This is a genomic window from Lactiplantibacillus nangangensis (assembly GCF_005405065.1).
Taxonomy (GTDB): domain Bacteria; phylum Bacillota; class Bacilli; order Lactobacillales; family Lactobacillaceae; genus Lactiplantibacillus; species Lactiplantibacillus nangangensis.
Genome location: NZ_BJDI01000001.1, coordinates 298,194 through 322,662 on the forward strand (window position 1 = coordinate 298,194; position 24,469 = coordinate 322,662).

The 24,469-nt window shown below is 43.7% G+C and carries 26 protein-coding genes, 1 CRISPR repeat array and 1 riboswitch; of the genes, 19 read left to right on the forward strand and 7 right to left on the reverse strand.

Annotation, left to right across the window (positions count from 1 at the left end; genetic code table 11):
• Nucleotides 1–9: 9 nt before the first annotated feature.
• The 6 genes from casB to cas2e are packed head-to-tail and all read left to right on the forward strand — an operon-like array spanning nucleotide 10 to nucleotide 4,904.
• Nucleotides 10–612, forward strand: a complete 603-nt coding sequence (casB, locus tag FFM70_RS01340) for a type I-E CRISPR-associated protein Cse2/CasB (RefSeq protein WP_137615059.1) — start codon at nucleotides 10–12, stop codon at nucleotides 610–612.
• Nucleotides 612–1,685 carry a type I-E CRISPR-associated protein Cas7/Cse4/CasC gene (gene cas7e, locus FFM70_RS01345; protein WP_137615060.1) on the forward strand — a complete coding sequence of 358 codons (1,074 nt, stop codon included), beginning with the start codon at nucleotides 612–614 and terminating at the stop codon, nucleotides 1,683–1,685. The genes casB and cas7e overlap by 1 nt, the downstream gene beginning before the upstream one ends.
• Entirely contained in the window at nucleotides 1,666–2,367 is a 702-nt protein-coding gene (cas5e, locus tag FFM70_RS01350; RefSeq protein WP_137615061.1) for a type I-E CRISPR-associated protein Cas5/CasD, read from the forward strand. Before cas7e ends, cas5e begins: the two co-directional genes overlap by 20 nt.
• 14 nt (nucleotides 2,368–2,381) lie before the next feature.
• A complete protein-coding gene (gene cas6e, locus FFM70_RS01355; protein ID WP_137615062.1) occupies nucleotides 2,382–3,053 on the forward strand; it encodes a type I-E CRISPR-associated protein Cas6/Cse3/CasE in 672 nt (223 codons plus the stop codon).
• A gap of 4 nt (nucleotides 3,054–3,057) precedes the next feature.
• A complete protein-coding gene (cas1e, locus tag FFM70_RS01360; RefSeq protein WP_137615063.1) occupies nucleotides 3,058–4,011 on the forward strand; it encodes a type I-E CRISPR-associated endonuclease Cas1e in 954 nt (317 codons plus the stop codon).
• Nucleotides 4,008–4,904, forward strand: coding sequence for a type I-E CRISPR-associated endoribonuclease Cas2e (cas2e, locus tag FFM70_RS01365; RefSeq protein WP_137615064.1), 897 nt, complete (start codon nucleotides 4,008–4,010; stop codon nucleotides 4,902–4,904). Before cas1e ends, cas2e begins: the two co-directional genes overlap by 4 nt.
• A gap of 29 nt (nucleotides 4,905–4,933) precedes the next feature.
• A CRISPR array of direct repeats spans nucleotides 4,934–5,327; the repeat unit is 28 nt; unit sequence GTATTCCCCACGTATGTAGGGATGATCC.
• 109 nt (nucleotides 5,328–5,436) lie between these two features.
• Here the strand turns inward: cas2e and FFM70_RS01370 are convergent.
• The 3 genes from FFM70_RS01370 to FFM70_RS01380 form a co-directional block, all read right to left on the reverse strand.
• Nucleotides 5,437–6,090 carry a FusB/FusC family EF-G-binding protein gene (locus FFM70_RS01370; RefSeq protein WP_137615065.1) on the reverse strand — a complete coding sequence of 218 codons (654 nt, stop codon included), beginning with the start codon at nucleotides 6,088–6,090 and terminating at the stop codon, nucleotides 5,437–5,439.
• A gap of 266 nt (nucleotides 6,091–6,356) precedes the next feature.
• Nucleotides 6,357–6,758, reverse strand: a complete 402-nt coding sequence (locus FFM70_RS01375) for an aggregation-promoting factor C-terminal-like domain-containing protein (protein WP_137615066.1) — start codon at nucleotides 6,756–6,758, stop codon at nucleotides 6,357–6,359.
• 219 nt (nucleotides 6,759–6,977) lie between these two features.
• Complete coding sequence (locus tag FFM70_RS01380) at nucleotides 6,978–8,393, reverse strand: 4-hydroxyphenylacetate 3-hydroxylase N-terminal domain-containing protein (protein WP_171002271.1); 1,416 nt, start codon at nucleotides 8,391–8,393, stop codon at nucleotides 6,978–6,980.
• A 174-nt stretch (nucleotides 8,394–8,567) separates the two neighbouring features.
• Here FFM70_RS01380 and FFM70_RS01385 point away from each other — a divergent pair, with 174 nt between their 5' ends.
• From FFM70_RS01385 to FFM70_RS01400, 4 genes are read left to right on the forward strand one after another with little or no spacing between them, the layout of a single operon-like run.
• Nucleotides 8,568–9,149: a uracil-DNA glycosylase family protein gene (locus FFM70_RS01385; RefSeq protein ID WP_137615067.1), complete on the forward strand. Its 582-nt coding sequence runs from the start codon at nucleotides 8,568–8,570 to the stop codon at nucleotides 9,147–9,149.
• A gap of 12 nt (nucleotides 9,150–9,161) precedes the next feature.
• On the forward strand, nucleotides 9,162–10,217 hold the full coding sequence (locus FFM70_RS01390; protein ID WP_137615068.1) for a hypothetical protein: 1,056 nt from the start codon (nucleotides 9,162–9,164) through the stop codon (nucleotides 10,215–10,217).
• Nucleotides 10,218–10,232: 15 nt separating this feature from the next.
• Nucleotides 10,233–12,194: an elongation factor G gene (locus FFM70_RS01395; RefSeq protein ID WP_137615069.1), complete on the forward strand. Its 1,962-nt coding sequence runs from the start codon at nucleotides 10,233–10,235 to the stop codon at nucleotides 12,192–12,194.
• Between the two features lie 17 nt (nucleotides 12,195–12,211).
• On the forward strand, nucleotides 12,212–12,709 hold the full coding sequence (locus FFM70_RS01400) for a hypothetical protein (RefSeq protein ID WP_137615070.1): 498 nt from the start codon (nucleotides 12,212–12,214) through the stop codon (nucleotides 12,707–12,709).
• 49 nt (nucleotides 12,710–12,758) lie between these two features.
• Here FFM70_RS01400 and FFM70_RS01405 read toward each other — a convergent pair whose 3' ends face one another.
• Nucleotides 12,759–13,205 carry an ASCH domain-containing protein gene (locus FFM70_RS01405; RefSeq protein ID WP_137615071.1) on the reverse strand — a complete coding sequence of 149 codons (447 nt, stop codon included), beginning with the start codon at nucleotides 13,203–13,205 and terminating at the stop codon, nucleotides 12,759–12,761.
• A gap of 192 nt (nucleotides 13,206–13,397) precedes the next feature.
• Between FFM70_RS01405 and FFM70_RS01410 the strand changes: the two genes are divergently transcribed.
• Complete coding sequence (locus FFM70_RS01410) at nucleotides 13,398–14,438, forward strand: zinc-dependent alcohol dehydrogenase family protein (RefSeq protein ID WP_137615072.1); 1,041 nt, start codon at nucleotides 13,398–13,400, stop codon at nucleotides 14,436–14,438.
• A 30-nt stretch (nucleotides 14,439–14,468) separates the two neighbouring features.
• Here FFM70_RS01410 and yaaA read toward each other — a convergent pair whose 3' ends face one another.
• Nucleotides 14,469–15,215 carry a peroxide stress protein YaaA gene (gene yaaA / locus FFM70_RS01415; protein ID WP_137615073.1) on the reverse strand — a complete coding sequence of 249 codons (747 nt, stop codon included), beginning with the start codon at nucleotides 15,213–15,215 and terminating at the stop codon, nucleotides 14,469–14,471.
• A 100-nt stretch (nucleotides 15,216–15,315) separates the two neighbouring features.
• Between yaaA and pepI the strand changes: the two genes are divergently transcribed.
• The 7 genes from pepI to FFM70_RS01450 all read left to right on the forward strand — a co-directional run bounded on the left by pepI (nucleotide 15,316) and on the right by FFM70_RS01450 (nucleotide 20,762).
• Entirely contained in the window at nucleotides 15,316–16,200 is an 885-nt protein-coding gene (gene pepI, locus FFM70_RS01420; RefSeq protein ID WP_137615074.1) for a proline iminopeptidase, read from the forward strand.
• An 11-nt stretch (nucleotides 16,201–16,211) separates the two neighbouring features.
• Nucleotides 16,212–16,688 (forward strand): GNAT family N-acetyltransferase, encoded by a 477-nt coding sequence (locus FFM70_RS01425; protein ID WP_137615075.1) that lies wholly within the window; start codon nucleotides 16,212–16,214, stop codon nucleotides 16,686–16,688.
• 199 nt (nucleotides 16,689–16,887) lie between these two features.
• Complete coding sequence (locus FFM70_RS01430; protein ID WP_137615076.1) at nucleotides 16,888–17,772, forward strand: DMT family transporter; 885 nt, start codon at nucleotides 16,888–16,890, stop codon at nucleotides 17,770–17,772.
• Between the two features lie 121 nt (nucleotides 17,773–17,893).
• The gene (locus FFM70_RS01435) at nucleotides 17,894–18,637 is read left to right on the forward strand and encodes a DUF2399 domain-containing protein (RefSeq protein ID WP_137615077.1); all 744 of its coding nucleotides are present in this window, start codon (nucleotides 17,894–17,896) and stop codon (nucleotides 18,635–18,637) included.
• A 299-nt stretch (nucleotides 18,638–18,936) separates the two neighbouring features.
• Nucleotides 18,937–19,839: a LysR family transcriptional regulator gene (locus FFM70_RS01440; RefSeq protein ID WP_137615078.1), complete on the forward strand. Its 903-nt coding sequence runs from the start codon at nucleotides 18,937–18,939 to the stop codon at nucleotides 19,837–19,839.
• A 48-nt stretch (nucleotides 19,840–19,887) separates the two neighbouring features.
• Complete coding sequence (locus FFM70_RS01445) at nucleotides 19,888–20,319, forward strand: pyridoxamine 5'-phosphate oxidase (RefSeq protein WP_137615079.1); 432 nt, start codon at nucleotides 19,888–19,890, stop codon at nucleotides 20,317–20,319.
• 20 nt (nucleotides 20,320–20,339) lie between these two features.
• Nucleotides 20,340–20,762 (forward strand): GNAT family N-acetyltransferase, encoded by a 423-nt coding sequence (locus FFM70_RS01450; protein ID WP_137615080.1) that lies wholly within the window; start codon nucleotides 20,340–20,342, stop codon nucleotides 20,760–20,762.
• 50 nt (nucleotides 20,763–20,812) lie between these two features.
• On the opposite strand, the gene FFM70_RS01455 is transcribed toward FFM70_RS01450, so the two are convergent.
• Both FFM70_RS01455 and FFM70_RS01460 read right to left on the reverse strand, forming a co-directional pair.
• Nucleotides 20,813–22,456, reverse strand: a complete 1,644-nt coding sequence (locus FFM70_RS01455) for a peptide ABC transporter substrate-binding protein (protein ID WP_137615081.1) — start codon at nucleotides 22,454–22,456, stop codon at nucleotides 20,813–20,815.
• Between the two features lie 575 nt (nucleotides 22,457–23,031).
• A complete protein-coding gene (locus FFM70_RS01460; protein WP_137606803.1) occupies nucleotides 23,032–23,265 on the reverse strand; it encodes a hypothetical protein in 234 nt (77 codons plus the stop codon).
• A 227-nt stretch (nucleotides 23,266–23,492) separates the two neighbouring features.
• Nucleotides 23,493–23,599, forward strand: a riboswitch (TPP riboswitch).
• 67 nt (nucleotides 23,600–23,666) lie between these two features.
• On the opposite strand from FFM70_RS01460, the gene thiM reads away from it, so the two are divergent.
• A complete protein-coding gene (gene thiM, locus FFM70_RS01465; protein ID WP_137615082.1) occupies nucleotides 23,667–24,458 on the forward strand; it encodes a hydroxyethylthiazole kinase in 792 nt (263 codons plus the stop codon).
• Nucleotides 24,459–24,469 lie beyond the last annotated feature (11 nt).

Genomic DNA, 24,469 nt, shown 5'->3' on the forward strand with positions numbered 1-24,469 from the left:
TGAAAAGTAATGACTTATGAAATTGAAGCAACAACCAATCGAATTATTAAGTTGTTAAATCGGGATGGTAGTAACCGCGACAAAGCAACTTTGAGTAGCTTAATTAATGCGCCGACAATTACAAGTCAGCGTGCGCAGGCGGTTTGGCCCATCTTGCTGGCCAATCTGGACGACACTCAGCTGAGTCATAATGGTGTGCCCACCCGAGGTGAAATTGCGGTCTATACGGCAATTCGCTTTTATGCAATTTATCAGCAAGGTCAGGAACAATTTGTTTACGCTAAAGCTAGCGGTGACCAACCGGATGGCGCTAAGTTTTTCTCAGCATTAGCGATTTTACGCCAAAAGGAAGAGACACGTAAAGCATTGGATAGCCGTGTTCAAGGTGTTCTATCAACGACTAATGCAGCTAGTGTGATTAACGGCCTTTCACATTTGAACAGTCTGCTAAAGGGACGTAACAAAACACAAAAAATAGACTTTGCTTGGCTCGCACAAGATTTATATCGGTTACAAGCCAGTTACGAACAAGCAACACAAGTGCGATTACTTTGGGGACAACAATATTTTAGTATGAAACCAACAACCAAAACTGAAGGGGTAGAAAACTAATGACTAAAAAAAATTTATATGTTGACTTAAGTGTCTTACAAACAGTGCCATCATCAAATATTAATCGTGACGATGCTGGTGCGCCCAAAACGGCGTTATATGGTGGCGTGACACGAGCACGTGTTTCTTCGCAAAGTTGGAAAAGAGCTGTGAGATTAGCTTTCAAGGATGATAACGTGTCTATCGGAACACGCACCAAGGAAGCGGCCAAATTATTGACTGCGAAATTAAAAGAGCTTGATTCAGCGATGACTGATGATGTCGCTGCGGATAAAACCAGTGAGCTCTTTAAAGCTGCTGGGATTAAACTGAACAAGGAAAACGAGACGGGCGCACTATTGCTGATCAGTCAGGGTCAGATTACGAAGTTAGCACAATATGCCATTGATAATGAAACCTTGGATAAAAAAGAAGTTAAAGCGGTTTTAAACGGTGATCAATCGGTTGATTTAGCTTTATTTGGTCGGATGGTCGCGGATAATCCAGAATTGAATGTTGATGCTTCCGCGCAAGTGGCACATGCCGTTTCAACGCATGAAGTGGTTCCCGAATATGATTACTTCACGGCTTTGGATGATGAACAACCTGAAGATGCAACTGGCGCAGCGATGTTAGGAACCATTAACTTTAACTCGGCGACATTATATCGTTACGCTAATTTGAATATGGTTGAATTGGTGCATAACTTGGATGAAAAGGATGCGATTCAAGGTGCAAGCGCCTTTATTAAGGACTTCTTGTTATCCATGCCAAATGGTAAGCAGAATACATTTGCCAATAAAACACTACCAAGCTATGTCATGATTACGATTCGGACGGATACCCCCGTCAATTTGGTATCGGCATTTGAAGAACCAGTGACGTCGAGAAATGGTTATGTGGAACCTTCGATTAAGCGGCTCGAAGCGGAATATGAAAGCACCTTACAATATGTCGACCAACCAATTTTAAATCTCGTATTAAGTAAGGATGACTCAAAAGTTGGTGAGAGAGTTGCCAATGTCACTGAACTTTTAGAGAAAGTCACGGCGGCTTTAACGAAGGCGGTTCAGGATGAAAACATTAACGATTAAATTAACAGCGCCATTGCAGTCATATGGTAATGAGGCAACTTTTGAACGCCGGACCACGAATGACTATCCAACCAAAAGTGCCATGATTGGGATGGTTGCGGCTGCGTTAGGCTATCGTCGCACTGATGAACGGATTTTAGACCTGAACGACTTAGATTTTGCGGTCAGAATCGATCAAGTTGGAAAAAATCTGACAGATTATCAAACGGTCGAGTGGAAGAAGAATACCCGGAAAATTACGTATCGTGATTATCTCCAAGACGCGGTTTTTGTCGTGGCACTTGGGAGTCAAGATGATCAGTTAATCGATGATATTAAGGTTGCTCTAAAGCATCCACATTTTCCACTGTTTTTAGGACGGCGTTCCAATGCACCTGCAGGCGTACTAGATATTCGTGATTTTCCGGATGAAACGCCAATCGCAGCTCTTCAAAAATTAACTTGGCAAGCGACTAAGCGGTATCAAAAAAATTGCCATAGTCAATCACTCGAAATCGTTGCTGATGCGAATCTAATACCAGCAGCTGCTAGTGCCATGGTGAAAGATCAGGTTGGTTCATTTGACCAACGTCACCGTAGTCATCGCTTTCGCGCTATTACTAAGACCAGAGTTGATCTCGACAAGCTGGATGTGCAGGTCAACGAGCCTGAAACGCAGCATGATCCGATGAAATATCTCTAGAAAGGAACAAGTGTATGTATTTATCAAGAGTTCAAATTGATACTAACGATCGATATAAAACGAAAGACTTAACACATCTTGGTGCTTTTCATAATTGGGTTGAACAGAGTTTTCCAGCTGAAATTGCAACTGGAACGCGGTCTCGACACTTATGGCGGATCGATGTTTTAGCTGAAAAAAAGTATCTGTTGGTGTTAAGTGAGTCAAAACCAGATCTTGAGTTATTAACTCAGTATGGCGTACCAGGAACGGCAGTCACTAAATCGTATGCTAAATTATTAGACCATATCCAAGTAGGGCAAATCATGCAATTTCGATTAACTGCTAATCCTACCCGTACAGTGACGCGTCCGGGCGAAAAGCAAGGCCGGGTGATGCCACATATAACAGTCGCACAACAACGCGAATGGTTGGTTAAGCGTGCTGAAAAATCTGGTTTTCAATTAGTTGAACAAGTTCCAGCGGCTGGACCGGAACAACCAGCGACATTAGCCTTTGATATTGTTAATCGCGAATGGCCGATGTTACATCGTAAAGTGGGTCGTGGTGTTCGGCTTAGCCGAGTCACTTTTGAAGGCTTGTTACGAGTTGAGGATGTTGCCGAGTTTAAGCAAACGTTGATCAACGGGCTTGGCCGAGAAAAAGCATTTGGAATGGGCTTGATGACGGTGATTCCGGAGGCTTAGATTAATGAGCAAAAAAATGGGCGCAAAAAAGCCAGATCGATATGAATTAGGTCGTGTTCGTGATCGAATCACATTTTTATACTTGGAGCATGCCAAGCTAAATCGCCAAGATAGTGCGATTCAAGTGACGGATAATCGTGGTATCGTCTACGTACCTGCCGCCATGATCAGTGTATTGATGCTTGGGCCGGGAGTTGACGTCACTCATCGGGCGATGGAGCTAATTGGTGAATCTGGACTAGGGGTTGTCTGGGTTGGTGAATATGGCGTTCGGCAATATGCCTATGGGCGGTCATTGAATCATTCATCAGCGTTACTTGTCGCCCAGGCCAGTTTGGTTTCAAATCAACGGTCACGAGTTATCGTTGCTCGGCGGATGTATCAGATGCGATTTCCAAATGATGATGTTTCAAAGCTAACCATGCAAGCTTTGCGCGGTAAAGAGGGTGCTCGAGTTCGACATGTTTATCTTGAGCAATCGGAAAGAACCGGGGTGCCGTGGTCACGGCGCGAGTACAATCCAGATGATTTTGATTCTGGCACACCGATTAATAAAGCGCTGACGGCCGCTCATCAGGCACTTTATGGGTTGAGCTATAGTGTAATTTCAGCTCTAGGTGCTTCTGCCGGCTTAGGCTTTGTGCATACTGGTCACGATCTATCATTTGTTTATGATTTTGCGGATTTGTATAAAGCGGAGTATTCTATTCCAATTGCTTTTGAAGTGGCCTCAGAACATAGTGATGATCCAGACATTGGCAGTCGGACGCGACTAGCAATGCGTGACGCTTTTAAAGATGGCAAGCTGCTCGTCCGAATGGTCAAAGACTTAAAGTCTCTTTTAGGCGTGACCGAATCAGACGATGAGGTTGAGACAATTAACCTCTGGGATGACCGTTTAGGATTACAAAAGTTTGGTGTCCAATATCAAGAGTTGCCAGCGGGTGACCACACATGATTGTGATTACTTTGACGAAGGTACCAAGATCATTACGAGGCGACCTGACTAAGTGGTATCAAGAAATTCAAACGAATGTTTACGTGGGTAATGTTAGTGGCCGAATTCGTGATTTGTTATGGGATCGAATCATGAAAAATATCGGTCAGGGTGAAGCAACCATGGTCTATAACGCAAATAACGAATTAGGGTATCAATTTAGAACCACTCGCCGGGATTATGAGGTCGTTGATTTTGATGGCATTCCGTTGATGATGCATTTAAACGTTGCCACAGGAGAGACGGTACATGGCTTCAGCAACGCTGCTAAGTTCCATAAAGCTAAGGTAATGATGAAGAAGCGTGGAAATAAGGTGGCCCAGTCTCAGTCTGAAAAGGTGTCGATGGTCGCAATTGATCTTGAAACTACTGGTTTAGATCCAACACAGGATGAAATCATTTCAATTGGTGCAGTCAAGCAATCAGGAGATGGCCGAGTAGACCGTTTTTACAAGCTAATTCAGTGTGAGCGAAAGATTCCTAAAAATATCGTTGAGTTAACCCATATTACCGCTGAAATGTTGACTTCAAAAGGAGTTAGTTTAAGTGATGGGTTACAGGCATTACAGAAATTTTTAGGTGATTTAACGATAGTTGGCTATAACTCACATTTTGATGAACTATTTTTGACTAATAGTTTTAAAAAAGTTGGTCAGGCGGATTTGGCTAATCGAATGTTAGATTTGATGCCAATGGTTAAGAAGTCGGATAAGTTTTTGGATAATTACCGACTACAAACTGTATTGAGTGAGTACAACATCGAAAATAAGGAGCCACACAACTCATTATCGGATGCTGAAGCTACCTTTAAACTAGCAACCAAGTTAATTGAAAACGGGGCTTTGAAAATTTAAGAACCGCGGTATGACAATGTTTTTTTAGTGTATTCCCCACGTATGTAGGGATGATCCAACATGAAAATTAATGCTAAAAACTATTTCAAAGTATTCCCCACGTATGTAGGGATGATCCTTACCTTGTAAATTCGTGTATTGATCTACAATAGTATTCCCCACGTATGTAGGGATGATCCCTAGCTTGGCGTCAATCATCATCTTCATGACAGGTATTCCCCACGTATGTAGGGATGATCCTTCGTCGACGTGGTACAAAACATTCAGCGTAATGTATTCCCCACGTATGTAGGGATGATCCTACGAGAAAGTTCTGGATAAAACTAGACATTGAGTATTCCCCACGTATGTAGGGATGATCCTTAAACGTGTGAACTGCGATAGGGGATAGTCCAGTATTCCCCACGTATGTAGGGACGATTGATTACGTTGGTCAATGAAAAAATAGTCCGTCAAAATTTCAGTTGTAAGTAATCTAAAGCACCGCAACTCTTTTAAATTAAAAAAGTCGCAGTGCTCATTTTATATTAGTTTAATTTTTTCGTTGTGGTTGCACCACGGTCAGAAAATCCGTCAATGCTTGTGGATCAGTCAATTGCCGATTGCATTGGTTGCTATCACGACAAATATAATTACCTTTCTTGGTGTAAGTACCCAAGCCGGATGATTTAGTTGTCGATAGGAATAGCGCCACATTGCCAATCGTTTGGCAAATGGCGCAAACGCCTTTGACCGTTTGGGGTGAAAGCTCGCCCTGAATGCCGATTAAACGGCCTTGATAGGGTGCGACAAGATATTTCTTTTGGTTACCACCATCATTCCAGCCCAAGTAAGTCAATTCATACCGTTTTAAGCCTGCCCATTCTGGTTGCTTTAACTTTTTCACTTTCCGAAAGAGTTTTGCGAGTTTCTTGGTCGAAAGTACGGGAAATGGATCCACCATTGGGACTAACAGCTCGAGTAACTTTGCGGCGGCTTTTCGTGATAAGCGGTCAGTTTCAAGGCCTGCTAAAAAATGTTGTGTGTTTAGCTCGTCACTCGGTAATAAAGGTGTGACACGCTCAATAGTTTTCGCACGCACAGCGAGGCGGACTTGAAAGTCATTGACGGCCAAGTAGGCACTCGTCAAATCGTTGACTTGTTGAGTAATGTAATTGTATTCAGTGGTGGTAATTGTCGGTTTCATAAATAAAATTCCTTTCAGATTCAAACCAAACACTTCTCTGAAAGGTATTGCAGAAAAGTGTCGCTAACAAGCAGCACTTTTCCGTACTAATAATGACGCCATCATCGTCGATCATCTCCTCATTCTGGCTGTAACAGCCGAAAAGTAGTATACATAAAAATTCATCAGTTGGCAACTGTGTCGCCGTTCCTGCTGATTCAAAACGAAACAATGTTTCACGTGAAACAAAAAAACTAGCCATTACTGACTAGTCGGAGAGATTCAAGTTAATACCAGTGGTGATGTTGCCAGAAACGTTTGGCGTTAGTCCATGACCCATAACGACTAGCAACGTACTGATTGGCGCGGCGTTCTTGATTAACGGGTGAAAGGTTGCCGTGTAAGTATGATCTAAGTAATTGGTAACGACCGTAACAACGGCCATTGCGTGCATTATAGCGGTAGCCAGATTCACGATAAGCAATCCAATTTTTAGCATTCTTTTGAGCTTTGGATAACCGTGAATTGATTCTGGCGATTTGCCGCTTTTGACTGGCAGATAAACTAGCTGCTTGTGCCGTCACAGTTGCGGTCTGTGGGAAAATGGTTCCGGAAACGTTGGTCCCTAAACCAACGAGACAACTAAGTAGTAATAAAACAGTCGCAATCTTAAGTTTGATATTTTTCATTTATGTAACTTCCCCGCTGATTATTTAACCCTATGGTAGCTATCATAGTGGGGAAGTATTGCAGGACTGTTATCAAAAAATTACCATGTCGTTAAAAATGATGACACTTGAAACAATTGGTTGCTTAAACGGGGCATTGATGGAGCAGTAGGGATGATCAAGTTAGTTGGCATAATAACCAAATAATGACGAAGCCAGTCAATTAGCTTCGTCATTATTTTAGTGATTTAAGAGTTGATCTAACATGGTATTCCCAGCACTTAAATCTTCGTCCAAGTAGTGCTTGGAACGAATTCGCATGGGATCACCACCATGATAGTATTCGTACATTAATTGGCGTTGCCCGAAACCGGAACTAGATAAGTCAAAGGCTAAATTGAGTAATTTAGACCGATCTTTAGCATCTGCTTGCGAAGTTGCTAGAGCCTTTTCCAAAATGGAGCCATTGTCGCCGTCGAATTCACCAAATCCAGGGACACCGACCATGGAGCCAGCTGCTAAGCGTTGCGTGACTTGCATGGCTTCTTCAAAGAAACCCGGAAGGCTCGCACGAACGGCTAACAAGGCCTGTAAATCCGGCGTATAGATACCGAATTCATCCAATTGGCCGTTATCCTCAGAACGAGTGATCGTGCCCTTGATTAATTCCAAGTTCGCGGTTAAACGGCCCAGTTTTTCTTGGACGCCTAGGAAGTGGTCTAAACCTAAAGTGTGCGCGACGCGGATGGCGAGACTGGTGGCAAATTCAAGTTTCGTAATGCCACGGACCTCATCTTGGTGAGAGGTATGCCCGAAAATACCAGTTTCAATAAAGAATCGATTACTCATCTCGTAGTCGTTTTCCACGAAGACCTGATTCCAAGGAATGAAGGCGTGGTCGAAGACAATATAGGCGTCGATTTCGTCTAGGGCGTTACTGAGGGGATAATCGTCCTCAGTGTAACCGGGATGATCAAGCAGTTTACGACAAATGATTTTCACGCCGGGGGTATTTAACGGTGTCGCAAAGGCTACCCCGTAGCTGGTGTCGCCTTTTTCTAGGAGCAACTCTGGTGGATTAAAGATAAGCAAGTCATCCGCGATCGGCGCCATTGTGTTGACCATTTTAGCGCCCGAGACAACGATACCGTCTGGCCGACGCTCGATCGTGTGCACGCCAGCATAGCCGCTTGGAATCGCGTTAATGGGCTTACTCCGGTCGAGTTGTGGATTTTGTAAGGCGTGACTGATGAAAATATCATTGGCTTTGACCCATTCCGCATAGTGCTTGGCATTCTCGCCAAAGTTAGTGTACTGATTATGCCCTAAAAAGGCGCTCCGCTCCGCTAAAACGGCCATCCCGGTTGCCAAAAAGTCTGGCGTCCGACCAAGCATGCCGTTGTTCGCTTGGGCAATTTCTTGATAAGCTTGGTGTTTTTGACGTAAATCGTCAACGGTCCGGGGAACCTTATAAGCGATGTCGTAGCGATGGCCATTTTCGACGTAGGTGTGGATGTCGGGATGCGACTTTTGCAAGGTATAGTATTGATTATTTAATGCTAAAGTTTTGCGAAAAATCGGAATATCCGCCACCTTAATTCGGTGACCATTCAGATAGACGGCGCGGCCGTCATCAAGTTCTTCAATTGTGTGCATTTAAACTCCTCCTTTTGAGTCTCAAGACTAGCATACCAAATTAAGCGCTTTCTTAGACTGTAATCACGTAAACGATGAATATAATTGTTTTTCCGTTGAAAATTGCCTAATTTAGCAGGTAAAAAGGTGAGATATGGTACGCTATAGAGTAATTAAACCAAGGGATGGGGTAGCGTGACCACTGATGAAATTTTTCGTGCGATTCAGGCAGATCCACAAAATCAAGATTTTACCAAACAAGGGATTCAACCGTTGTATCATGTTGACGCCAATGCCAAAATTTTATTGATCAGTCAGGCGCCCAGTCGTCGAGCACAAGCCACGATGACCTTCTGGGATGATGCTAGTGGTGATCGATTACGAGATTGGATGGGCGTGACCAAAGATCAGTTTTATCATGCTGGTAAAATCGCGGTCCTACCGCTGGACTTTTATTACCCTGGCAAACAGCCGCATGGTGGCGATCTACCGCCAAGGAAAGGTTTTGCCGATAAGTGGCATGCGCCATTACTGAAATTAATGCCGAACATTCAACTCACGTTATTGATTGGGGCATATGCGCAAAAGGCTTATTTACCGACTCGGCCGAAAACACTGACGGCGACGGTTGCGCACTATGCCGACTATTTGCCGGATTATTTTCCGTTAGTCCACCCGTCACCCTTAAATTATGGCTGGCTAAATCAGCATCCATGGTTTCTGATAACGGTGGTACCGGTATTGCAGCAACGTGTCGCTCAAATTATAAAAGAATAGGATATCAGTCAAATGCCAACAAATAATGAGATAACTAAATATTGGTCAGATTTTCAACAAGCCGATGAGTACAAGGCCTGTCAAGATTACCCAACACAGCAAGTTAAAGCGACTGTGGTCACATTTATGCAATCACTGCATACGAGTTTTAAAAAGTTACGCCTTAGTGATATTAAAGCGATGTTTGAGGATTTATGGGGCATGACTTTGATGGATGACAATTCGAATGCCTTACCTTTTTTCAAGATGACCTATCAAATTTTAGTCGCTTTCTTACAGTACCTAATCACCAATCAGAAGATTGAGGTGTCCGAATCTGAGTTAACCACTTTTCTAGAAAGCTTTGAAGAAGAAAATGGGCTGTTTTCAGATGATTACTATGGTGATGATGATTGGGATTGGACCGATGATTTTCCAGATCGTGACATTAACCAAGATCCTCATTTAGCCAACTGGCAAGCACGGACGGCACAGGATATTCAGGATTATACCGACGGTTGGCTGACGGCTTATTATCAGAGTAAGGCGTGGCAACAGCGGCCAGACGGCGTTGACCAAGAATTCTTAACGGTGGTCGTTAACGCTTTGGTTGAGCGGGGCTATGACCATTATCGCAAGACGCCTAAATCGTGGACGAAGTCGGTATTGGTCGCTATTTTAGCAACGACGATGGTCGATGATTTCGACTTTTCTGAGGCTGAGCTGCAGGCAATCGTCCCGATGCTCAATCAATTCTTGGCCTTTGTAGCGTCGCAAGGATGGCTAAACGCTAAGCGGGCAGCCAATTATCAACGCTACTTGCAGTCAGGAGTTGCTAAGATGTTAGCGGCGGCTGAGAAGAAAGCAGCTGGACCAGATCCATTAGATTTAGTTATTGACCAGATGCAACGTGAAGGCATCGACATTCAGGATTGGGATGCTGTTGAGGCTTACTTTGACCGCATGAAGGCGGATGGCTCGTATGATCAGTTGTTGCATGACATGTATGGTGATGATGACGACGATGGTACTACGCCAGATAATGTGGTGTCGTTAGACGATGCGCGCAAAGCTAAGCATAAGCACTAGAAAGGGGGTCTAGACATGAAATCATTAGTTGCTGGCGTTATTGCCCACGTCGATGCCGGGAAAACGACCCTTTCAGAGGCGTTACTTTATCGGACGGGAGCCTTGCGTCAGCTGGGGCGCGTGGATAATGGTGATGCTTTTCTTGATTCAGATGATTTGGAAAAACAGCGTGGCATTACGATTTTCTCACACCAAGCTAGTTTTAAAACGCCAGCTTTAGCCATGACGCTCTTAGATACACCGGGGCACGTGGATTTTGCTAGCCAAACGGAGCAAGTACTAAGCGTGCTTGATTATGCCATTTTGGTTGTTTCGGCGACCGATGGCATTCAAGGCTATACGCGGACACTTTGGCGATTACTTGAAAGATATCGTGTCCCGGTATTCATTTTTGTGAACAAAATGGACGTCGACGGTGTTAATCAACGCCAAGTTTTAAGCCAGTTACAAGCAGAACTCTCTGATAAGTGTGTCGCTTTTCAGACACCTGAACTTTCGGATGAAACTTATGAAGCTTTGGCACTGCAAGATGAAAGATTGCTGGATGAGTTCTTAGCGCACGGTAAACTTGCGGACACGGCTGTTCAAAAATTAATTCAGACACGGTCGGCTTTCCCTTGTTATTTTGGATCGGCATTGAAGGTCGATGGGGTCGACGAGTTAATTGTCGGCTTAGAACGGTGGACGACAACTGCGACTTATCCGACTGAATTTGGTGCCCGCGTTTTTAAAATTTCTTATGATGAGACTGGCGCACGGTTAACTTGGTTACGATTGACTGGTGGTCAGTTGGCAAATAAGGCAGTTATTCTAGGCGAACAAAAAGTCAATCAGATTCGAGTCTACAACGGCGTGAAATTTGAGATTCGACCAACGATTCAAGCCGGTGACGTTTGTGCGATTCCAGGCTTAACCGGCACGTACCCGGGTCAGGGGTTAGGAACTTTGGCAGATGCTCAACGACCAGTGATGCAACCAGTTCTGACTTATCGGCTAGATCCGAATGGTAATGACTTACATGCCTGTTTAGCTGCGATGCGACAATTAGAAGATGAGGACCCACAACTTAAAGTGACTTGGTCCAGTCAATTACAAGAGTTACGTGTGCAACTCATGGGCACGATCCAACTTGAAGTTTTGCAACAACTTTTAAACGATCGTTTTCAGTTAGCTGTTAAATTTGTTGAAGGTAGCATTTTATATCAAGAAACGATTACACAAGCCGTTGAAGGGGTCGGGCACTTCGAACCATTACGACACTATGCCGAGGTGCATTTACTCCTACAACCGGCGCCACGCGGCAGTGGTTTAACGTTTAAGGCTGATTGTTCATTGGAAGTTTTAGGCAAGAATTGGCAACATCAAGTCTTATCTAATTTGCAAGCCAAGCCACAACTGGGTGTGTTGACTGGCTCACCATTGACTGATGTGAAGGTGACTTTGGTCGGTGGTCGATCTAGCAATGTGCATTCGGTTGGTGGCGATTTCCGTGAGGCAACTTGGCGGGCACTGCGTCAAGGCTTGATGATGTTGAAGCAGACAGAAAACTGTCAGTTGTTAGAACCGTGGTATCGGTTCAGCTTAACGGTTGGACAGGATCAGATTGGGCGTGCCATGACGGATATTCAGCGTATGCATGGGAGCTTTGACACCCCGGTGACGGACCAAACTGGTCACGCCACCTTAACTGGCACGGCGCCAGTTTCGGAAATGCAAGCTTACCCACAAACAGTGCGAGCGTATACTCATGGTCAAGGCCAATTAGAGTGCTTGATCGATGGTTATCGACCGTGCCATAATCAGGCAGAAGTGTTGGCTGCACAGGCTTATGATCCAGTCGGTGATTTGGAAAATACGCCAGATTCCGTCTTCTGTGCGCACGGTGCTGGTTATCCGGTGCCATGGGATCAAGTTCCGGCGATGGCGCATTTTCCGTATGTTTATAATGAAAGTATGTTAGTCAATTTGAGTGACTAATATTTGAGAAATAAAAAATGGAGTTAGTATTAAATCTTGAAGACATTTATTTGCGGTTTCGAACGCAATTAATTGATAATCATTATGGCTATAGTGATGAATATTTTGATAATTTAAAAGAATTTCGTGGTGAGATATTTATCAACGATAATTTAAATTATCATTTTAGGGGCTTCTGGGGATGGCCAGATGCAAATTCACTTGCAAAACTGTGCCAAGAGTTTTTAAAGGGAACATTAACAAAGTCTGTTCAATACTTTTCAGAAAGTATTGAAGAAGAATCGGCATTTGAAGTGTGTTTTGACCCTCTAAATTCATCTGTTTGTTGGAAAACTTTTTTATATAATCAACATGACGAGTTAACAGAACACGGAATTACGTTGACCTTAACTGATGAAAGCTGTAAAGCTTTGGCAGTGTACTTGGCTTTACAGACGGGAACAGTGGCTTATGATGATCCACAGATTATAAAGTATATCCAACAAGGTATGTTAGTGGAACAATCAGGTTTCTAAATAAGAAGTACTAACCTACCTTTATTGTCAGGTTAGTACTTCTTATTTTTTAGTTTGGATAAACGACATGGAATCTTTCTAAAACCATTGATGCGGAATTAGGGTCAAACTTTTGACCAACTGACGCGTATTCTTGTTTGAAAAAGGTGTCATGGGCCTGACGCCAATAAGCGTAACTACGATCACCTTCGCCCTCGTGATAGGCATGGTCAGCATCGACTGCCGCGTAAGCTTTGATTTCGACTGAGTCCGTCTTAGTCACACAGATGGGGTCATTTTGGCTATTCAAGATGACGTCATAGGCGCCCGCTTGCGGCAATGGTTCATCAGTTTCATATAAATCATACGCGCTGGTCGTAGCGGTTTTGATGCCAGTCAAAACTAGCTTGGCAAGGTCGTCCGCATCAACGCCGAATTGATAGGCGCTTTGTAAGGTAGTTGTCGCAGGCAGATTCAATACTGATTTAGCTTGTTCGAAAAAGGTTTCTGGGTTCATCATGAGGTCTCCTATCTAGTTGAGCTAATTATACGCTAAAATGTTTCACGTGAAACAAACTCAATTTTTTAAAAGGCTTGCCTTAAAGTCCACTTTAAGGGGTAGGCTACAATTGTTAGGATAATTAACTTTTCTCGACGGGCTAGTGCTAACTCGTTACAATTAAACTAAATGAATTTGGAGATGGTAGTGATGAAAACTGCAGTATTTGTCGAACCTGGAAAAATGGTTGTTCAAGACTTACCCAAGGCGCAAGTCAAGCAACCGACTGACGCCGTATTGAAAATCGTACGGGCTTGTGTCTGCGGATCAGACCTCTGGTGGTATCGTGGCATTTCTAAGCGCCAAGCGAATAGTCCCGTGGGTCATGAAGCGATTGGTATTGTCGAATCAGTCGGTACGGCGGTTACCAATGTTAAACCCGGTGATTTTGTGATTGCGCCATTTACCCATGGGTGCGGTCATTGTGCAGCCTGTTTAGCTGGCTTTGATGGTGATTGTTTAAACAAGACTGATGATGAGATTGTTGGCTATCAAGGGGAATATCTGCGTTTTAAAAATGCTGATTGGGCATTGGTGAAGATTCCCGGTCAACCCGCTGACTATACGGATACTCAATTAAATGATTTATTGACGCTTTCCGATGTTATGGCAACTGGTTATCATGCAGCAACAAGCGCTGAAGTTAAGGCCGGTGACACGGTGGTCGTCATGGGTGACGGTGCCGTTGGTCTCTGTGGGGTGATTGCGGCCAAGCTATTAGGTGCGACGCGAATTATTGCGATGAGTCGGCATGCTGATCGGCAAGCCTTAGCCAAAGAATTTGGTGCCACGGACATCATTGCCGAACGTGGTGATGACGCGATTAAAAAAGTTCATGAATTAACTAATGGTGCGGGTGCTGACGCCGTCTTGGAATGTGTCGGTACAGAATTATCCGTCGATACTGCGGTCAAAGTCGGTCGGCCAGGCGCCGTTGTTGGTCGCGTTGGCGTACCACAAAAGGCTGAAATGAACACGAATAATTTATTTTGGCAGAACATTGGGCTACGTGGCGGGATTGCTTCGGTAACGACTGATGATCGCCAAGTTTTGTTGGCTGCGGTTTTGAAAGGTGAGATTCACCCCGGAAAAGTCTTTACCCAACGTTTCAAGTTGGCTGATATTCAAGCCGCTTATGAAGCGATGGATCAACGTAAAGCCATCAAATCGTTATTGGTGATTAGTGACTAGATTAAAAAAAGCTGGCGAGAGCCGGCTTTTTTAGTCGTGATGAATAAAGACTAGTTTGGTAGCGGTAGAACGATTTGGTTCAAATTGGTAATGCGGATGGTCAAAGCGTTTAATGTCGCTAAGTTCAGTTATCTGATTTTCAGCTAAAAAGCGAACCATTTCGCCCCGGGCCATTTTGGCTAAGGTGGCCTTAACTTTTAATTGGCCGTTGACCAGGCTGCCAAAAATAACGTTGATGAAAGGTTGCGCTGACTTTAAGTAAGGTCGGATACTTTTGGCATATTCTTCTGAAGCGAGATTAATAATGGGTTCTGGTTTGGGAGTCAAAGCTTGATAGAGCTGTGGCCCCCAGAAATCATATAAGCTCCCGTTAGCGTTAATTTTAAGTTTAGACTGCATTTCTAGGCGATAAGGGACGACCCCGTCGAATGGCCGTAAGATGCCGTAAAAACCTGACAAAATCCGTAAATTTTTTTGAACGTACTCGAGACCAGCGTCGGTAAATAAGTCTGGTGCCATATACTGATATTGAATCCCACTGTAACTCAGTAGTGCCGGCGTTAGTTGCCGCGTTAAATCGAGTTTTTGCAAGTGGGCATAATTTGGCTGAGCGAGTTTGTCACTGCAATGCCACAGGGCTTTGGCCTCGGCGTAGGAGAGTTGTTGCAGTTGTGCGAGCAACTTTCTGGTTTGGTCAAGATATTGCGGTAGCGCCTGATAGTTGAATGTATCGGTGTCGACAATCATTTTCTTGGCCGGAGCAATGATGATCTTCATTTGGACAACTTCTTTCCATTGAAATGATTAGGTTTAGCTTAGCATAACTACGACAATTGTTATAAAGTAATGGTATGAAAAGCGATAGGGGCTGAGCAAGATGCAAGTTCAAACGGGATATTTACCATTTCGCGGTTATCAAACTTATTATCGAATCGTTGGTGACTTAAAAAGTGAGCTAACGCCATTGTTGTTATTACATGGTGGTCCAGGGTCAACACATAATTATTTTGAAAGTTTCGACCGTTTGGCTGAACAGACTGGCCGACCAGTTGTGATGTACGATCAATTGGGTTGTGGTGAGTCTTCAATGCCGAACGATAAAAGTTTGTGGCAGGCTTCGACTTGGATTGCTGAGTTAAAAGCGCTACGGACTTATTTGGGGCTAAAGCGAGTTCATCTGCTGGGTCAATCTTGGGGTGGCATGTTGGCGATTATTTATCTGTGCGACCATCAGCCGGCAGGAATTCAGAGCTTGATTTTGGCTAGTACGCTCTCCTCGGCAAAATTATGGGCGCAAGAAGAACATCGTTTGATTAAAACCATGCCATTGGCCGAACAGCAGGCGATTGCCCAAGCGGAAGCAACAGGGAACTTTAGCGAACCAGCCTATCAGGCAGCCAATGATCACTTTATGCAGTTATATGCGGCGGGACCAGTTACAGCGGCGTCGCCCGAATTTTTGAGACGTCCCAAGCATGCTGGCACTGTTGCCTATGAAACAGCGTGGGGGCCGAATGAGTATTGCCCAACTGGGACGTTACGGGACTATGATTATACGGAAAAGTTAGCTCAAATTAGCACGCCAACATTAGTGACGAGTGGGGTGAACGATCTGTGTACGCCTTTGATTGCTAAAACGATGGTGGATCATTTATCAAATGCCGACTGGACTTTATTTGCCCATAGTCGACACATGGCGTTCATTGATGAACCAGCGGCGTACTTTAAACGGCTGGAAAGTTGGTTGGCACAACAAGACTAGGGGGGGATTAGATGACTGAAACGGCTTTTATGCAAGTATCACCGACAGAGTTACCAGAAATTTTGCGGATGTATCAGTTGGCATTTAAACCATTGTTTGACCGTTATCATGATGTCGAAACGACACCTTATTTAGAAACACTGACATCGCTGACTGAAAAGGCTAGGCAAGCTGAGACTGAATATGATTTTTTTGAGGTTGACGGCTGTCGCGTAGGGATGGTTAGATTGCTGGCTCAGTCGGCGACCACGATGCGAATTTCACCCTTGTTAATTTTGCCAGAATATCAAAATCGGGGTTTGGCAAAATTGATGTTAAGCGCTTTAGAAAACCATTTTCCACTGGTTACTTGTTGGCAGCTGGACACCATTATTGAGGAACCCAAATTAGTGCATTTATACCAGCGTGCTGGTTATCAGCAATTGCCAGACCGTTGTGAAGTTCTGCAACCTGGGATGACGATTGGTTATTTCGAAAAAAGGTTGTAAAAAAGGCCGCTCGACGCAGTTACGTCAGGCGGTCTTCTTGATGAGGTGCGGCGACCTTCTGAACGCTTGCGCGCCGATCGCGTACCCCCATCATGGTTTGGCACCGTGAGTATTATCGCATGGCGTTGGGGGTGTCGTCAATTGAAATTTTGGCTTATTTGGCGACGACTCCAGGGTTAATTAAGGTAGGTGAGTGAATTTGAAGAAAATTGCGCCATTATTTGTGGCGCTTGGGGCAATCAGTTATGGGATTCCGGCATCATTGTTCAAATTGGCTGGACGTGAAGGTGTCGCCAACGGACCGTTGTTGTTCTGGTCGTTTCTGGGCGCGGCAGTCATCCTAACGTTGTTACAGCTGATTCACGGGCGGCCATTGCGGCAACAGCCAGTGACGCATCGAGAAATTTTAGCGGTGCTAGCGGCTGGGACGGCTTCCGGTTTTACGAATACGTTCTATATTAATGCATTACATTATATCCCCGTCGCAGTTGCGGCCGTGATGCTCATGCAGTCGGTTTGGTTGTCAGTCTTGTTGGGTGCAATCCGCCAACATCGCTGGCCAACTCGACGTCAAGTTGTCAGTATCGTCCTGGTCTTAGTCGGGACAGCCCTCGCAGCGGGATTATTTCCAATTGAGCAAACTTTATCACCATGGGGCTTACTGCTGGGCTTTCTAGCTGCAATCGCCTATGCCTGTACATTGCAGTTTACGGCGAGCTTGGGCAATGAGTTAGCGCCTGTAAGTAAGACTTGGTTGCTATGTCTGGGGGCTTTGATTATGATCGTGATTGCTTGGGGGCCACAGTTAGTGACGGTGCCGATGACGTTGGCTGCGGTTAAATGGGGCTTGATTACGGCCTTCTTTTCGATGATATTTCCACTAGCCTGTTATTCAGTCTTTATGCCGAAACTGGCTCTGGGCGTCGGGCCGGTCCTTTCGTCACTAGAACTACCAGCTTCAATTGTGGCTGCGTTCATTTTACTGAACGAAAAGGTTGCGATAATCCAGATTGTCGGGGTCATCATTATTATTGTGGCAGTTATTTTAAGTAATTTAGTTGGGACACGAACCGTCTCAAAATAGTTATTTCCGTTGAGTGTTATCTCAACTTAAAGCGTTAGCTGGACTCGTGAGACTTTTATAGCCTTATCGTGAAAAATATGAACAGTAAAAGAATCGGGTTGTTTCTAGTCATGCCAAACAATTGGAGCCACTTTTTGCCGATATTGCGACTGGCAAGCCATTGCCACCGCGGGGACAGCAAGCTGTAGACTTAGGCTTCACGGCGCATGCGTTAAATGACCCCCATGAAGATCCAGAAGTTTATCAGTATTATCAATGGGTACTCACAAACTGTTTCGATGGGCAACCATTACATGAATTGTCAGCAAAGCTGATTGGGGCCACTTTTACAGCAGCCAATGTGTTTAAAACTGACTTGCCACAACCCGTGACGCTTAATCCATGGCAAACAGAGTCAATGCAATCATTTCCGTTAGCAGCCAAGCGTGCAGTGATTGTGGAAAATAACGGGGTGTTCATTTGGTTATTACACCGACATCCAGATTGGCCGTTGATTAATCAGGCGGGTAATGACTTTAATACCGCTTATTTGGCAATCGTCCAGTCACTGGAGCAGCGCCAAGTCAAGCTGACGTACATTGGGGACCTTGATAGTCGAGGAATTCAAATGGCTGATTACTTGTTTAGCCGGTTAAATGTCACGCCAATCGAGACTTTTACAGCGATTCAATCGCCAATTAATGTTTTTCAGTGGTTGACGCAGTTGGGTAAAGCTGATTTGAAACGTAGCCGAAAATTACAAATTAGCAACCCAGTATTGCACAAGGAATTAGATTCTATCCATGTTTTAAAGTGTTTTGTGGAACAAGAACAATTGATTGCTGAGTATGAGTCGTTAATTTCTGCATGGTTGGATGAACACTAGTATGTTTCACGTGAAACATTTAGACTAAAAAGCTACCGCATAAAATTTTATGTGGTAGCTTTTTCAATGATGGCATCTCAATTGTGATTCTGAAGTTGTTTCTAATACTATAAATAATAGTAAGAAGATCGAAGACAACAATTTCTTAAGTAGATCATAGTTCAAAATTTATGAAAGCGGTTAAGCAAATTTGATGTTATTCATTTGAGAGTAAGGTATTATATGGTAACTAAACAGATGGTCCTAAGTAGTATTTCCTAACGTGTCACAGTTATCAATGATGTGAGGAGGTTAAATCGTTGGATTTCAAACAAATGGAATATTATTTGACGATTGCTGACTTGAAAAGTATGACGCAAGCAGCCGCAAAACTACATGTTGCTCAGCCTTACCTTAGTCGGCAGTTAAAGCAGTTGGAAAATGAGTTGGGCGTCACGTTACTCAAACGAACCACTCGCGAAATGACCGTTACACCAGCTGGTCGTGTTTTACAGCAACGAGCGCAGGAAATATTAGAATTACGTCAACAGTCTTTACATGAAATTACTTCAGTTGGTGATGGTCAAGCGGGAACATTGAGAATTGGTGTGATCACTTCAATCAATAATGGGCTGATTCCGGCGTGGCTAGCACAATATCATCGTAGTTACCCTAAGGTTCAATTCTTAATTGAAGAGCATGATAGTAGTGAAATTCCGGATCTACTGCGACAACGACGAATCGATTTGGGAATTAGCCGTGCGACAAATTTATTGCCAAATTTTCAGCGATTGGAGTTGCCCAGTGTCCCAATTGTGATGGTGGGTCGTGACCTAACTGGGCTGACTAAAAATAAAGCACAACCAATTGTCGCTTTAAAGCACAAAGCGTTACTCGTCCATCATTATCATGTGGACTTGGTGACGAAGCTTTGTGAAAATGCCGGTTTTGAACCTAACTTTTTAGCACAGGTTGATAATCCGTTAACACTACTAAGGTTGGCAAATCAAGGGATTGGAGTCGCTTTGATTCCACAAGATTGGCTAGATTTGATTCAAACGACGCAATTACAGGTGAAAACTTTAGCGGTGCCAGAATTAATCCGGCCGACTGCAGTCATTTGGCAGGAAAATCAGTTATCGTTAATTGCACAGCATTTTATTGACTTGATCCAGTCACAAAAGATTAAAATAAAAACGAACATACGTTTGATTAAGAACTAAAGAAGCGTATAATTAAGGTTATCGATTAGTTAAAGGAGCACTCTGAAAATGGATCTGACAATTTTGCAACATGTCATCGCAATGACGAATAAAATTGCACTAAGTACGGCTTTAGATAATCAGGCAGATGTGAAGATCGTTAATTTTGTTTGGTATCCAGAACAACCAGATGTATTATTCTTCTCATCAGTGAAGAATAGTGCCGCACTAGCAACTTATGCGCAGCAACCTGATGTTGCCTTGATTTCTGTCCCTAATGATGGAGCAGTTGGTAATCCCTATATTCGAGCACAGCATGTGCAATTAAAACGCTCTGAAAAGACAATGGCCGACTTATTACCACGGTATCTAGAGACAGTTCCAAATTATCAAACTGTCTGGGACTTAATTGGGCCTAAGCTAGTTGTGTTTGAGCTTAAGCTTAAAGAGCTATATGTTGATCCAGGCCTGGGTCAGGACAAAGGGACGTTGCGCTTTTAGCGGATAGCGGGGCTAGTTTAATGATTGTTATTAAGGAAAATTCACTGGCAACAGTCCAACCATTACTAACAGCGCTATTCGCTGAACAACGGGCTGACAATGGGTTAGTTTCCCATGAACCAGTTAGTCAGCAGATTGCTTTTGGCGCGTATCTTGATGATCAACTGGTCGGCGGCTTGATTGCGGCACAACGATTTGAATCGTTGCTTGTTGCACAGTTGGCTGTTAGTAGTCATTGTCGCAAAAGTGGTACGGGTACTCAGTTATTGAAAAATGCTGAAGACTGGGCGCGTGAGCATGGTGTGACCACCGTGATATTGACGACTCGCTCTAATCAGGCGGCTGGTTTTTACCGCCGAAATGGGTATGAAGTTTTTGGTGAAATTGCTGATGTACCGATAAAAGGGCTCAGTACCATCTATTTTTTAAAACGAATTGGCTGAATTAAAAAGGCGTCAACGGTTTTAAGCCGTTGGCGCCTAATTCATAGTTGTTAGTCCACGTAAGCAGTGCGATAAGACATGACACCACTGAATTTATTGATGGACACACCCTTTAGGTTTGACTTGATCAGTACGTTTGAACCACCTTCGTACAATGGGGTCACGGCTTGATCTTGCATCGCAATTTTGGTTGCTTTAACGAGATCCTGGTATCGGGCTGTAGTGTTCATGGCATCTTGACCGTCAGCTGCAGCCATTGCTTGGTCAAAGCTTTTATTGGTGTAACGTCCCATATTAGAATTACTTTGGGAGGTTAAAATCATCAAGGCCTGTGAAGGGTCGGCGAAATCCATACTCCAACTCGTCAAATTGAGTTGGAAGTCACCTTGTGAAACTTTTGTGAGCATTGCGTTGAATGGCATTGCACGGACACTAACTTTTAAGCCTTTCAAATGACTTGTGAGTTGGCCTTGAATGAATTCAGCTGCTTGATGGGTGGTATCATCATCACCACAAGTAATGGTTAGTGAAAGCTTGTTCTGATGTAACTGCTTTTTGGCTGATTGGAACAAACGCTTGGCTTGAACTAAATCGAGAGAAGCGGTTCCTTTAACGGTCGCATCACTAACAAAATCATGGCCGTTGCGCGGATTCTTAAGCATGTTATGTACTGCAAAAGTCTTAGCAGGGACGGAGCCATTTTCTAAAACGGTTTTGGTCAATTGCTGGCGATTAATGGCCAATGAAATGGCAGTCCGCAAGTCACGATTAGCGGCAGTTTTATCCTTTTGATTATATTGAATGAAACCAATTTGACCAGCTGAAAGGGTCTTGAGTTCAGAATTCTGTTTATTTTGGACATTTTGTTCGCCAGTTAAGGTGACGGTATCCAATTTATTCGCTTGATAGAGGTTATAAGCGGTTGTTCCTGATTTGATGACTTGATAATTGATTTTATTCAGCTTAACAGCTTTTTTAGCCTGATAAGTCGCGTTTTTAGTTAAGGTCCAGCTATCATTGGTACCAGTCCAGCCACTCAGCTTGAAAGCGCCATTGTAGACTGTTTTCTTGGCGGAGGTCCCATAGGCTTGACCATATTTTTGAACCGATTTTTGGTTGATTGGGTAAAAAGTCACGCCAGCTAGAACCTGTTTGAAGTAAGAAGCAGGTTTGCTCAGCGTAATTTTTAATTGGTAGTTGTTAATGGCCTTGGCACCCAGCGTTTCTGGCGCTTTTTTGCCTGCCGCGATGGCATCGGCGTTTTTAATGTTAGTGAAAAGGTAAGTGAATTCTGACTTGGTTTTGGGGGTCAACGTCCGTTTCCAAGAGTAAACAAAATCTTTAGCAGTGACGGGATCACCATTACTCCAGCGGCCGTTATGCTTCAAATTAATGGTATAGGTCTTGCCATCTTTGGAAACGGTCGTCTTAGTGGCTAAGGCATTGACCGGCTGACTATTTTGGTTGAGTCGATATAAGCCTTCATCCACTTGACTGAGGACCGAGTTGGAGACACTATCGGTAATTTTTGAAGCATCTAAGCTGGTTAAAGTTGTTTTTTCGTACAGGTTAATGCTTTGATTGGCATGGTGCTTAGCAGGTTGCGCGTTGGCATGAATCGTGAAGCCGATTCCCCCGATTAGAATTAGGCTGCCGCCGAGTATTAAAGATTTTTTGTGTGTTAAAAAGCTCATGATTAATTCCTCCAAAGATAATTTTAGTATTGGTTAGAAAAATCAGTAAGCTTTGCCATCGTAGCTGGATCATGTTAATTCACCCCGTTTTAAAGTCAAAAAAACCGTCCTTATAATTACAGCCAATGCTGCGATAAGGACGGTTAGTAAACCGCGGTGCCACCTTAATTGAGCCCACTCAAGTCGACTTGACCTGATATGCGCTCCTGCTCCATAGAGAACTAACATTCTCCTGACAACTGACGTATGTCACACGTCTTTTCGTACTCTCGAAATTTCGGAAAAGCCCTCGGTGGTCCATTTAATTACCTGCGTTCGGCCATACTCTCAGCAACGATGACTCTCTGTGCGGGCACGATAATCTTGATCTCCACCTCATTGGTTTATAAGGACGATATTTAAGTTGAACCTAGTGTACAGCTAGTCGTTTTAATCTGTCAAGCCGTTAATTTGAAAATTATCATATGCTGATTTTTTGAACGAGTAGCTATTGTTAATCTTTGATAGATCAAATCTTTGATGCTAAATAAATAAGGTCCAGCTGGATAGAAAACTCAGCTGGGCCTTATAGTATATTAAAGACGACTGTTATAGATTAAGAAACTAATATAGCAATTATCGCCATCAGGTAAATCATAACCAGTATTTTGGTTGGAACCATCGTTTTCATGCAAAACGACGAATTCGCCAGAACCATAATCTTGATCGTTTAAATATGTGACAAGACGTTCATCACATTCGGCTAAAGTCTTACCAGTAACAACTCGGCGATTCCAGCCACGATGAACAGCACCATTTGGATTAATCAAATTCTCCACTCCTCAATTATAAAGTCATCAATTGCATCATCATAGATAATGTCACCTTGATGGACAGTGTTAGTTAACTCTAATGATGGAAAAATAAGAATTAACCGAATAAAGGTTCAACTTAATCATAGCAAAGTTTAGGGCGGTTAATCAATGTTTAGTCTGATTGTTTGAAATTATTGTGAGTTGACGGTAGCGCTTACAGCCGTTACACTTAGGATAATTCGAATAAACACTAGGGGTGTCCATAGACGGGCTGAGATGGCAATGTGCTTGCTGATCCCTTTGAACCTGTGAGTCCAGACTCGCGTAGGGAAAGTGTCGATGCTGAGTCAAATTAGCAACCACTGGTTCAATGAAAATTGGATGAGTGGTTTTTTTAGATTGGGGAGGGTTTCAATATGGTCTTAAATTTGCTAGAAACGTTACGTACAGATAAACCCATCGTTTTAACGATTGCAAATTTTGTGACGGTTCAAGACGTTGCCAACGGGTTAAATGCGATTGGTGCTTCACCAATTATGTCGGCCGAAGCCTTGGAAGCGCCAGACCTTGTTAAAATTTCCGGTTCGGTTTGTCTCAATATTGGCACTTTGACTGAAACACAGGTCGCGCAGATGAAAGTTGTGGGTCAGTTAGCCAATGAGCAGCAAAAGCCGGTTGTCTTTGATCCGGTCGCAGTGGGTGCAAGTAACTATCGTTATCAGACCGCGGTTGAGCTACTTCAGCAGGTCAAAGTTGCAGTAATTCGTGGAAACGCCGGTGAGATTGCGACCTTAGCCGGCAGTGATTGGCAGTCGAAAGGAATCGATGCGGGCAGTGGCGCCGGTGATTTGGTGAAGATTGCCCAAACTTGTGCCTTGAAATATGACTGCATCGTTGTGCTCTCTGGTGCGACCGATATTATTACAGATGGGAAAAAAGTAAGCCAAATTCACAATGGTACGCCATTATTTCAATTACACGTTGGTTCAGGTGATCTTCTTTCAAGCCTGGTGGCAGCTTTTACGGCAGTTCAATCGACGGATTACTTTGATGCGGCTCAGACCGCTTGTTTAGTCTTAGCAACGACGGGTCAGTTAGTGGCAAAACAAATGACCGCTGATCGTCCGGGAACCTTTGCCTTTGAACTCATCGATAAATTACATTTAATTACCACTGAGGAGATTAACAAGATTGCCGTAGTGGACTAAAGAAAGGTGAC

What these genes read in the sequence shown, in the direction of transcription:
- casB (WP_137615059.1), top strand. Translation starts at nt 10, where the DNA reads ATGACTTATGAAATTGAAGCAACAACCAATCGAATTATTAAGTTGTTA.
- cas7e (WP_137615060.1), top strand. Translation starts at nt 612, where the DNA reads ATGACTAAAAAAAATTTATATGTTGACTTAAGTGTCTTACAAACAGTG.
- cas5e (WP_137615061.1), top strand. Translation starts at nt 1,666, where the DNA reads ATGAAAACATTAACGATTAAATTAACAGCGCCATTGCAGTCATATGGT.
- cas6e (WP_137615062.1), top strand. Translation starts at nt 2,382, where the DNA reads ATGTATTTATCAAGAGTTCAAATTGATACTAACGATCGATATAAAACG.
- cas1e (WP_137615063.1), top strand. Translation starts at nt 3,058, where the DNA reads ATGAGCAAAAAAATGGGCGCAAAAAAGCCAGATCGATATGAATTAGGT.
- cas2e (WP_137615064.1), top strand. Translation starts at nt 4,008, where the DNA reads ATGATTGTGATTACTTTGACGAAGGTACCAAGATCATTACGAGGCGAC.
- FFM70_RS01370 (WP_137615065.1), bottom strand. Translation starts at nt 6,090, where the DNA reads ATGAAACCGACAATTACCACCACTGAATACAATTACATTACTCAACAA.
- FFM70_RS01375 (WP_137615066.1), bottom strand. Translation starts at nt 6,758, where the DNA reads ATGAAAAATATCAAACTTAAGATTGCGACTGTTTTATTACTACTTAGT.
- FFM70_RS01380 (WP_171002271.1), bottom strand. Translation starts at nt 8,393, where the DNA reads ATGCACACAATTGAAGAACTTGATGACGGCCGCGCCGTCTATCTGAAT.
- FFM70_RS01390 (WP_137615068.1), top strand. Translation starts at nt 9,162, where the DNA reads ATGCCAACAAATAATGAGATAACTAAATATTGGTCAGATTTTCAACAA.
- FFM70_RS01395 (WP_137615069.1), top strand. Translation starts at nt 10,233, where the DNA reads ATGAAATCATTAGTTGCTGGCGTTATTGCCCACGTCGATGCCGGGAAA.
- FFM70_RS01400 (WP_137615070.1), top strand. Translation starts at nt 12,212, where the DNA reads ATGGAGTTAGTATTAAATCTTGAAGACATTTATTTGCGGTTTCGAACG.
- FFM70_RS01405 (WP_137615071.1), bottom strand. Translation starts at nt 13,205, where the DNA reads ATGAACCCAGAAACCTTTTTCGAACAAGCTAAATCAGTATTGAATCTG.
- FFM70_RS01410 (WP_137615072.1), top strand. Translation starts at nt 13,398, where the DNA reads ATGAAAACTGCAGTATTTGTCGAACCTGGAAAAATGGTTGTTCAAGAC.
- yaaA (WP_137615073.1), bottom strand. Translation starts at nt 15,215, where the DNA reads ATGAAGATCATCATTGCTCCGGCCAAGAAAATGATTGTCGACACCGAT.
- pepI (WP_137615074.1), top strand. Translation starts at nt 15,316, where the DNA reads ATGCAAGTTCAAACGGGATATTTACCATTTCGCGGTTATCAAACTTAT.
- FFM70_RS01425 (WP_137615075.1), top strand. Translation starts at nt 16,212, where the DNA reads ATGACTGAAACGGCTTTTATGCAAGTATCACCGACAGAGTTACCAGAA.
- FFM70_RS01445 (WP_137615079.1), top strand. Translation starts at nt 19,888, where the DNA reads ATGGATCTGACAATTTTGCAACATGTCATCGCAATGACGAATAAAATT.
- FFM70_RS01450 (WP_137615080.1), top strand. Translation starts at nt 20,340, where the DNA reads ATGATTGTTATTAAGGAAAATTCACTGGCAACAGTCCAACCATTACTA.
- FFM70_RS01455 (WP_137615081.1), bottom strand. Translation starts at nt 22,456, where the DNA reads ATGAGCTTTTTAACACACAAAAAATCTTTAATACTCGGCGGCAGCCTA.
- thiM (WP_137615082.1), top strand. Translation starts at nt 23,667, where the DNA reads ATGGTCTTAAATTTGCTAGAAACGTTACGTACAGATAAACCCATCGTT.